The following is a 427-nucleotide window of genomic DNA, read 5'->3' as shown; positions in this document are numbered from 1 at the left end:
CATGGTCACCACCCATGGCGCGCAGGTGATCGGGCTGCCGCAGCACGGCATCGCCGAAGGCCGGCCGGCGACGTTCGTGGCCGTGCGTGCGGACCATGGCCCGGCGGCCGTGGCCGGGGTGCCGGTGGAGCGCCGGGTGGTGGTTGACGGCCGCTGGTTGTAGATCCACGCCGTGCGTGGAGGGAGCCATCGCGTGGTCTCATTCATCCACGGATGGCATGGATCCATCTCGATGTGTCGTCAGGCGTAATCGTCGGCGCGGGTAGCGACGAACGCTTCCAGCCACGCAAGCAGGTGGGCGATGTCGATGACTTCGCCCTGTTCGACGCGCTTGAGCAGCAGTGTGCTGGCGCCGATCTGCAGGCTGCTGTCGGCATAACGCAGCACTGCATCGATGCCCCAGGCGTCGGTGACCTGCATCCAGGCC

The 427-nt window shown here is 67.7% G+C and carries 1 protein-coding gene; it reads right to left on the bottom strand.

What is annotated here, in order from left to right; translation table 11 throughout:
• Window positions 1–240: 240 nt before the first annotated feature.
• The coding region (locus HOV91_RS39325) for a DUF3806 domain-containing protein (protein ID WP_174190213.1) at window positions 241–427 on the bottom strand (187 nt) is incomplete at its 5' end.

Source organism: Nocardia barduliensis (assembly GCF_013315795.1).
GTDB lineage: Bacteria > Actinomycetota > Actinomycetes > Mycobacteriales > Mycobacteriaceae > Nocardia > Nocardia barduliensis.
The sequence above is the reverse complement of the archived record's forward strand: the minus strand, read 5'-3'. Positions and strand labels throughout refer to the sequence as shown.